The sequence below is a fragment of the Flavobacterium araucananum genome (assembly GCF_002222055.1).
GTDB lineage: Bacteria > Bacteroidota > Bacteroidia > Flavobacteriales > Flavobacteriaceae > Flavobacterium > Flavobacterium araucananum.
Genome location: NZ_MUGS01000004.1, coordinates 322,776 through 331,685, shown reverse-complemented (window position 1 = coordinate 331,685; position 8,910 = coordinate 322,776). Strand labels below are relative to the sequence as shown.

2 protein-coding genes are annotated in these 8,910 nt (G+C 35.2%); both read right to left on the bottom strand.

Going from position 1 to position 8,910, the window contains the following annotated elements; all coding sequences use genetic code 11:
* Nucleotides 1-9: 9 nt before the first annotated feature.
* Nucleotides 10-999, bottom strand: a complete 990-nt coding sequence (locus B0A64_RS03860; RefSeq protein ID WP_089478227.1) for a TauD/TfdA family dioxygenase — start codon at nt 997-999, stop codon at nt 10-12.
* Nucleotides 996-8,864: a non-ribosomal peptide synthetase gene (locus tag B0A64_RS03855; protein WP_089478226.1), complete on the bottom strand. Its 7,869-nt coding sequence runs from the start codon at nt 8,862-8,864 to the stop codon at nt 996-998. Before B0A64_RS03855 ends, B0A64_RS03860 begins: the two co-directional genes overlap by 4 nt.
* Between the last annotated feature and the right edge of the window lie 46 nt (nt 8,865-8,910).

The window sequence follows — 8,910 nt, the reverse complement described above, 5'->3', positions numbered from 1 at the left end:
GTTTACAGACTATAGAATTGAGACGATAATTTTTCGATCTCCTTTGTATGGATTTCTGCCATGAGAAAAAAGTAAATTATCTAAGAACAATACGTCTCCGTTGATCCACGTAAATTCGATAGTTGCTTTTTGATACGCTGCTTTTAATTCTAAGATTTCGTCTCTTGAAATTTCTGAGCCATCACCAAAAAAAGTGTTATTGGGCAATTCATCATCACTATCAATAGAATTTAGAAAATCTTCATGAAGCATGTACTTATTAAAAAATAAGCTATGGTTAAACCAAACCCATTCATTAGTTTCAGGATGCTGGCAAATGGCCTCTTTTTTCCAGGTTAGTACAAGCTCATTTTCTTTTACCCAGGTGTAGTTAATACCGTTTGAATCGCATTCTTGCTGCACTATTGTTTTATCTGAGGTTTGAAAAACTTCCTGCCAGGATAATCCCAGCACTCCGTTTAAATTTCTACGGTATAAGACTCCTTTTTCTTTAAATTTTTTCTTCAGGGGCTCGCTTATATATTCAAGAACAAGTCTGTTATCTGCAATAGGCGTTTCTCCACGATACTCTGCAGCGGTAATACAACAAAATACGATTCTTGCCGGAGGATTTGCAGCATAAGAGTTTTCGCTGTGCATATTGATTGTTTCATCCTCAGGATAAGTTGTAGACACATATACATTCTCGACCAACTCGAACCTTGGAGACGATCTAAATTTATATTCTAAGAGCTCTTTAGGAAAAATGGTCATTAATTCCTGAAATTTTTCAATCGAATTAATCCTGAAGTTTCTAAACAATACAGAACCATATTTTAAAAGATCGGTTTCAAATTTTTTACTGTTTTCTGATAACCAATTTTTTAAGCTATATCCTGAGTTAGCAGAAGAAATTACTAATGGAAATGTTTTATTATCAAAAAAAGTAGCTTTTACACTTTCTTCCAGATTGACTCTTTTATGATCCTGATTCTTTAATTTATTAATTCTGTCTATCATAACTGTTTTTTTGAAAAATTAGAAAGTTTATTTATGTTTCGGTTTTTAATTGCTTTATCTTTTTCTGTAAATCCTTTGATATTCAAGTCCGGATTATGAAATGCCTTATTCATAATATTTTGAAAATCTTTGAACATTCTGTCAATTTCAAATTCTTCAAAAACGTCAGTATTGTATTCTATGTCTAGTCCAAAAGCTTCATATTTATGAAATACAAAATTTAAATCGAATTGAGATGACTGCTTATTAAATTTAAAATCTTCGATCTTAAATTCTTTAAATTCAGTATAATCAATGCTTTGAATTTCTGTATTTAAACCCATCATTACATCAAATAATGCTGAGCGACTGGTGTCTCTGTTAATATTTAATTTTTCGATCAAATCATTTAACGGATAATTTTGATGCTCGATCGAATTCAGGATATTGGCTTTTTGATCTGTCAGTAAATCCTTGAAAGTCCCCTCAACATTAATTTTGGTTCTTATTGGAAAAATATTAATAAACAATCCGATTTGATTTTCTAAGTCCGGATGACTTCTTCCGCTAAATGGTGTACCTAAAATTATATCCTGCTGATTTGAATAGGTGTATAAAAACAAATTGAAACCGGATAATAAAGTCATAAACAACGTAACATCATTATTTTTGGCAAAAAGCAGGGTATCATTCAAAAATTCATTCGAAAACTGATACGATTTTTTATTTCCGTTGTACGATTTAATTAAAGGTCGTTTCTTAAAAGTTGGTATGTCAAGCGTTGGCAATTCTCCTTTAAACTCTTCCAGCCAATATTGCTCGGATTTTATATAATTTTCAGTTTCCTTATTTTTCCAGGAAACAAAATCTTTATATTGAATTTTTAAGTCCCTAACCTCTTCAATACCTTCTTTATTTAACTGGTTGTAAACCTTTAAGATCTCTCTGATAATAATTTCCAACGATTGTCCGTCTCCAATAATGTGATGAATCGAAAAGAAAAATACAAACTCCTTTTCGTTTGTCTTTATCAATACATTTTTGAGTAAGGGCGCATTTTGCAAATCAAACGGTTGGGCATTGATATTATTTAGATAATCTGAAATTTCTGTTCTTTCCATTTTTTTTGATGAAAAGTCAACAACTTCAATTTTATAATCAATCTCTTTTTTATCTACAATAAACTGCTCAATATTTCCCGAATCACTCAGCTTAAAATACGTTCTTAATATTTCGTAACGTTCTATAAGCCTGTCAAAAGACTTTTCGAGTTTATCAATATCTAAGTTTCCGCTTATTTTTAATGCCAACGGAATATTATACGCCAATGAACCGCCGTCAAACTGACTTAAGACCCATAATTGTTTTTGAGTAGAGGATACAGGATAAGATCCCGACACCGGAACATTAGGTATTGCTGTATAATCTGATGCGATGAACTTCTTGCATAATCTTTCAATTGTAGGATCAGAAAAGAAATCCTTAAATAAGATTTTTTTACCTAATTCTTTAAAAACCTGATTTATAACCTGAACTATAACCAGACTATTTCCGCCCAATTCAAAAAAATTGTCCGTTACCCCTATTTTGTCAATTCCCAGAACTTCCTGCCATATCGATACCAGTTTCTGTTCAGTATCATTTCCCGGAGCAACATATTCTGTTTTTATAATATCATCCTGCACTACTTCGGGCAGCGCTTTTCTGTCTATTTTACCATTTGATGTTAGGGGCAAAACCTCGAGCGATACATAAAAACCAGGAATCATATACTCCGGCAATTTCTCTTTTAGAAAATCTCTTAAGTCCGTTTTTTCGATCTCGGCAGTAGTTGTATAATAGGCTACCAGAAATTTTTGTCCGCTATTTTCTTTTACGGCGACAACGATTTGTTTTAGATCATTCGAATATTGCAGTATTGCGGTTTCGATATCTCCCAGTTCTATTCTAAATCCGCGAATTTTAACCTGATTGTCATTCCTGCCCAAAAATTCGATTTCGCCTTTCTCATTCCACTTGCCCACATCGCCCGTTTCGTAGATTAAACTGTTCTCTTTAAATGGGTTTTTAATGAATTTTTCTTTGCTTAAAACTTCATTTTTATAATATCCTTTGGCAAGACCGTCTCCGGCGATATACAGCGATCCTGCTGTTGCTACCGGTTTAGGGTTCAGGAATTGATCGAGTATATAAAACTGTGTATTGTTGATGGGTTTACCTATATTCGAAGCCTCTTTTGGGTGCTCTATTTTTTTGACACTGGACCAGATCGTAGTTTCGGTTGGTCCGTACATATTCCAGACTTCCAGAGTATGATCGACCAATTTTTCGGCAAGAGCCTCACTCAGTAAATCCCCGCCACAAAGTACCTTCAATTCCTTGCTTCCTTTCCAGCCGGTATCCAATAACATCTGATAAAAACTTGGAGTTGCTTGTAGTATTGTTGGCTTTACAGCACTTATTCTGTCTATAATTAATCCGGAATCGATCAACGTTTCATGACTTGCCACATACAATTTTGCGCCTGTGATTAAGGGTAAGAAAAACTCGAGAATCGAAATATCAAACGAATATGTAGTAACCGAAAACAAGATATCATCCTTGTTTATTCCGGGTTTATGAGCCATACTCAACAAAAAATTAACTAATGCCCCATGACCAATTTCTACCCCTTTTGGGTTGCCGGTAGAACCGGATGTATAAATGATATAAGCGGTATCGTCTTGCGATACTTTAAGCTGATTTTTTGCTTTTGTGTCCGGTAATTTGCTAAATAACTCTTCTGTATAAATTACATTATCAATTTTGCCTTCTTCAAAATCAACCTCAATACTATTCTCTGTAACTAATAGTTTTGCTTCGCTGTTGGATATAATCCAGGCCAGTCGATCTACAGGAAATTTAGGATCTAATGGTATATAAGATCTTCCTGATTTTAAAATACCCAACAATACGGCGATAAGTTTTGATGATCTGGTAAGCATTACTGCTATCGAAGATTTATCGTTTTCGCCAAGTTCTGTGCTTAAATAAGCAGCAATCTGATTGGATAATTCGTCCAGTTCTCTATAGGTATACGAAAATTGATCATCGCTCACAGCAATGCTGTCCGGCGCTTTTTGTGCCTGTGTTTCAAATAAATTGAGAACTGTACTTTCTTTTGGGTAGGCTACTGCTGTGGCATTAAATTGAGTAAGTACCTGATCTTTTTCCTGCTGGGTTAAATAAGCAACTTTAAGAATATCAGTTTCTGGTTGCGCTATACAATTGGTCAAGAGATTCTCTAAATGGGCAAACATGCGTTCGATCAAATGGGCATCATAAACATCTGTATTGTATTCGATGGTTAAGATTAATTCTTCGTCTTCGGCAAAAGTAAAGCTAAGGTCAAACTTAGAGGTCTTGGTTTTAAACTCGTAATCGCTTACCTGAAGGCTAAGCAGTTCTTCGTTGTTTATATTATTTAATTGTCCCTGATTTTGCAAAATCACCAGAACATCAAATAAAGCAGATCGGCTGGTATCTCTTTTCAGGTTTAGTTTTCCCACCAAAAGATCAAAAGGATAATTTTGATGTTCGTAAGCTCCAAGCAAATTCTCTTTTAGTACGGCTACTAAATCGAGAAAGCTGTTTTGCTCTGCTATTTTTGATCGTATGGCAAGTGTATTCAAATACAAACCTAACTGATTCTCTAAATCCGGATGTTCCCTGCCTGCTACCGGAGTACCAATTATAATATCATCATTGCCGGTGTAGCGATACAACAATGCATTGATACCACTCATCAGGGTCATGAATAAAGTAACATCATGCGATTTTGAAAACGCTTTTAACTGCTCTAAAAACGAACCCGAAAATCTGTACGAAAGACTGTCGCCGGCATAAGTCTGAACTAACGGACGTGTTTTTGAACTTGGTAAATTCAGTATAGGAAGCTCTCCTGAAAACTGTTTTAACCAATACTCCTCTGATAAGGTATTTTTTTCCTGCTGTAATTCTTCGTTAAGCCATACCGCATAATCTTTGTATTGTAAGGATAATTCCGGCAGCACAATTTTTTGTCCCTGCAACAATGAATTATAAACTTTTATAACCTCAGACATCAATAATTCTATCGACCAGCCATCTCCAATAATGTGGTGCATGGACAAGAAAAACACTTGTTCTGCTGTTTTCAAATGAAGCAACGAAGCTCTTATTAGCGGTGCTTTTTCTAAATGGAAAGGTTCGCTGTTAATTTCCTTCAAATACCGGGCAACCACTTCTTCCTGATTACTGGTCTGGCTATAATCCTTAAGGGTTATATCAAAATTTACCTGATTGGCAGGAACTATATATTGGCGAATTTCTCCCTGATCGCTTGTTTTAAAGTAAGTTCTTAGAATCTCGTAACGACTTATTAATAACTGAAACGATTCTCTAAATTTATCTACATCAACAATACCTTTTAGTACAATAACTGCGGGCATATTATAAGCAAGTGAACCTCCCTCGAGCTGGCTCAAAACCCATAATCGACCTTGCGAAGCGGTTACAGGATATGAGGATGCTTCGATAGCTTTAGGAATCGCTACAAACGAAGATTCGTGCACTACTTTGCTTAATGCGGCTATGGTTGGGTTTGCAAAAAAGGTTTTAAAATTTACAGTTTTGTTTAATTGTTTGTAAATGCGGTTAATAACCTGCCCAACAATTAAACTGTGTCCGCCCAGATCAAAAAAGTTATCTGTAATTCCTATTCGGTCAATTCCCAATACTTCTTGCCATATCAGGGCAAAACTGGCTTGGGTAGCATTTTCTGGTGCTACATATTCTCTTTTTATAAGGTCTTGGGCCTGAATTTCAGGCAACGCTTTACGGTCTATTTTTCCGTTAGACGTTAGCGACATAGTTTCCAGTGCTATAAAAAAAGCAGGCAACATATAATCCGGTAACTTGTCTTGTAGAAAAATCTTTAAATCAGATTTATCTATTACGGTTACAGATACAAAATAAGCAACCAAAACTTTTACCTGATCGATTTCTTTTGCCTCTACAATAACTTGTTTTAGATCCTCAGAATATTGCAAAATCGCATTTTCTACTTCTCCCAATTCTACTCTAAATCCTCTTATTTTAACCTGATGATCTTTTCGTCCTTTAAATTCGATATTACCATCCGGCAACCATGTTCCTAAATCTCCGGTATCGTACAAGCGGGAACCTGCGGTAAAAGGATTTGGTATAAATTTTTCTGTGGTTAGTTCTGCTCTGTTCAGATAGCCTCTCGCAACTCCTAAACCACCAATGTATAATTTTCCGGTTATGCCAATAGCAACAGGTTGCATTGCATCGTCGAGTATATAAAGCTGGGTATTTGCTATTGCGCTGCCAATAGACGGATTTGCGATTAAGTGTTTGTCTTTTAGTGTTAGGGTCGTAACCACATGAGTCTCGGCAGGACCGTAATGATTATGAAGGTTTGTTTTAGAATTTTTTATTTTTTCTAAAGCATCTTCATTCAATGTTAGTTGCTCTCCGGCTACAATAATGTTTTTTATATCATTTGATTCGAGTAAGGAATAAAAGGAACTAAAATTCATTAAAATCTTAAAATAAGAAGTAGGCAGGAAAATAGTATCTATAGTATTGTTTTTGATAAAGAAAGACAGCTCTTCAGAATCTTTTTTTGCCGCTTCGTTAATAGGATATAAAGTAGCTCCGCATAAGAGCGTTGAAAAAATTTCCTGAAATGAAACATCAAAACTTATACTTGTAAATTGCAGTACTTTTTGAACATTTTCGTCTTTAAACTCCTCATTGTGAAAAAGGATCAGATTGAGCATACAAATGTGCTCCATCATGATTCCTTTAGGCTGACCTGTAGAGCCAGAGGTATAAATCAGGTAAACGAGACTGTTATTTTTTATGTGGACATTGATATTGTCAACAGGGTATTTTTCCTGAACGTTCTCAAATTTCTCCAGTTCCGGATCGTCTACAACTACTTTGCAATTGCTGTCTTGTTCTATAAAATCGATTCGGTTTTGTGGATAATGCGGGTCTATAGGCACATACGCAGCTCCGGATTTTAGAATCCCTACGATGGTAATAATTAATTTTTCGCTTTTTTCTAATTTTACACCCACAAAATCATCTGCTTCAATCGCATAATTTGCGATTAAATAAGCGGCAAACTGATTTGCTTTTTCGTTTAGTTCCTGATAGGTAAGTGCCGTTTCTTCGAACTGTACGGCGATATGATTTGGATTTTTCTGAACTTGTTCTTCAAACAAAGTTATGATCGATGCTTCTTTATTAATAGTTACAGCAGTATCATTAAAGCCGGATAAAATTTGGTGTTCTTCGGTTTCGGTCAAATACGCCAATGAAGCAATAGCTGTATCGGGATTTTCGACAATACTTTTTAGTACCACTTCGAGATGGCTGGATACCTCTTCTATAAATTTTGTACTGTAGATATCCGTATTAAAAAACAGGTATAAACCCAGTTTTCCATCCGTTTCTTTAAAAGCAAATTCAAGATCAAACTTGCTCGAATTATCTTCTTCCGGTTCATATTCGAGAATTGTAATTCCTGATAACTCCTGATTGTAGCTTTTTGCGGCATTTTCCTGAATTCGCACCATTACATCAAATAGCGGATTGCGGCTTATATCACGATTTAGCGGCAAGGCTTCTACCAGATCATCAAACGGAAAAACCTGATGCTCATAAGCGCCAAGGGTAACTTGTTTAACATTTTTTAATACTTCCTTAAAACTGTCTGTCTTTGCAAATTGTGTTCTTAGGGCAAGTGTATTGACATAAAAACCAATCTGATTTTGCAATTCGATTTGTTCTCTTCCTGCAATTGGGCTTCCAATTACAATATCAGTTTGATGGGTATATTTGTAAAACAAAATTTTTACCGCAGACAAAAGTCCCATAAACAAAGTACTGTCCTGAGATTTGCATAAAGCATCAAAATCTTTTAGTATTTGCTGGTCATAAAATCTTTTGATCGATTTGCCGTTATAGGTTTTTATGGTGGGTCTTAGGTGCTGAGCCGGAATTTCGAGCACCGGCACTTCGTCTTGAAATTTTTGCAACCAATAGGTTTTATGAATTTCAATAGTATCCTTTTTTAATTGCTCTTGTTGCCATGCTGCATAATCTTTGTATTGCAGTTCTAACGGGGGCAGCGGATTAGATTTTTGGTTTACAAAAGCATCGTATATTGTAAATAATTCTGTGGTAAGTATTCCTGAAGACCATCCATCACTAACGATATGATGAATTAAGCAAATAAAAACATAACTTTCAGGAGCTCTTTTTATTAATTTGGCACGTACCAAAGAGTCTGATGACAAATCGAATGAATAGTCGATTTCTTTTTGAATAAGTTCTTCTATCGTTTCCTTAGATATTGTTTGGTTGCTTAAATCCTGGTATTGCAATAAAAAATTGGTAGCCTCAGGATGTACTATAATTTGCTGCACCTCGCCAGATTCTGTTTCTTTAAAAATAGTGCGTAACGATTCATGACGTTCGATAACTGCCTTAAAAGCAGCTTGCAAAGACTCTTTGTCGAGTTTACCGTTTACCTTAAAAATACTTGGCATATTATAAGCCGTATTACCACCGTCAAGCTGGCTTAACAGCCAAAGCCTGCGTTGCGATGAGGATAAAACATACCCTTCTTTCTGAGACGTTTTGGATATAAATATTTGTTTTTCGGCTTTTCTATGCAGGGTAATAAATTCTATTAGCTCATTTTTATGCAGTTTAATTTCATCCAATAGCTCTTTGGTCATCGTTCCTTTTGGAGCCTGAATGTCTAATTTTTCGTCTACGTAATCCAGTTTGATATTAAACTTGTTTATCTTTTTTAGTAACGTCTGCATCTTTTTTGGTCTATTAAAATCTAATTAATTACCTTATCTCTTTAAT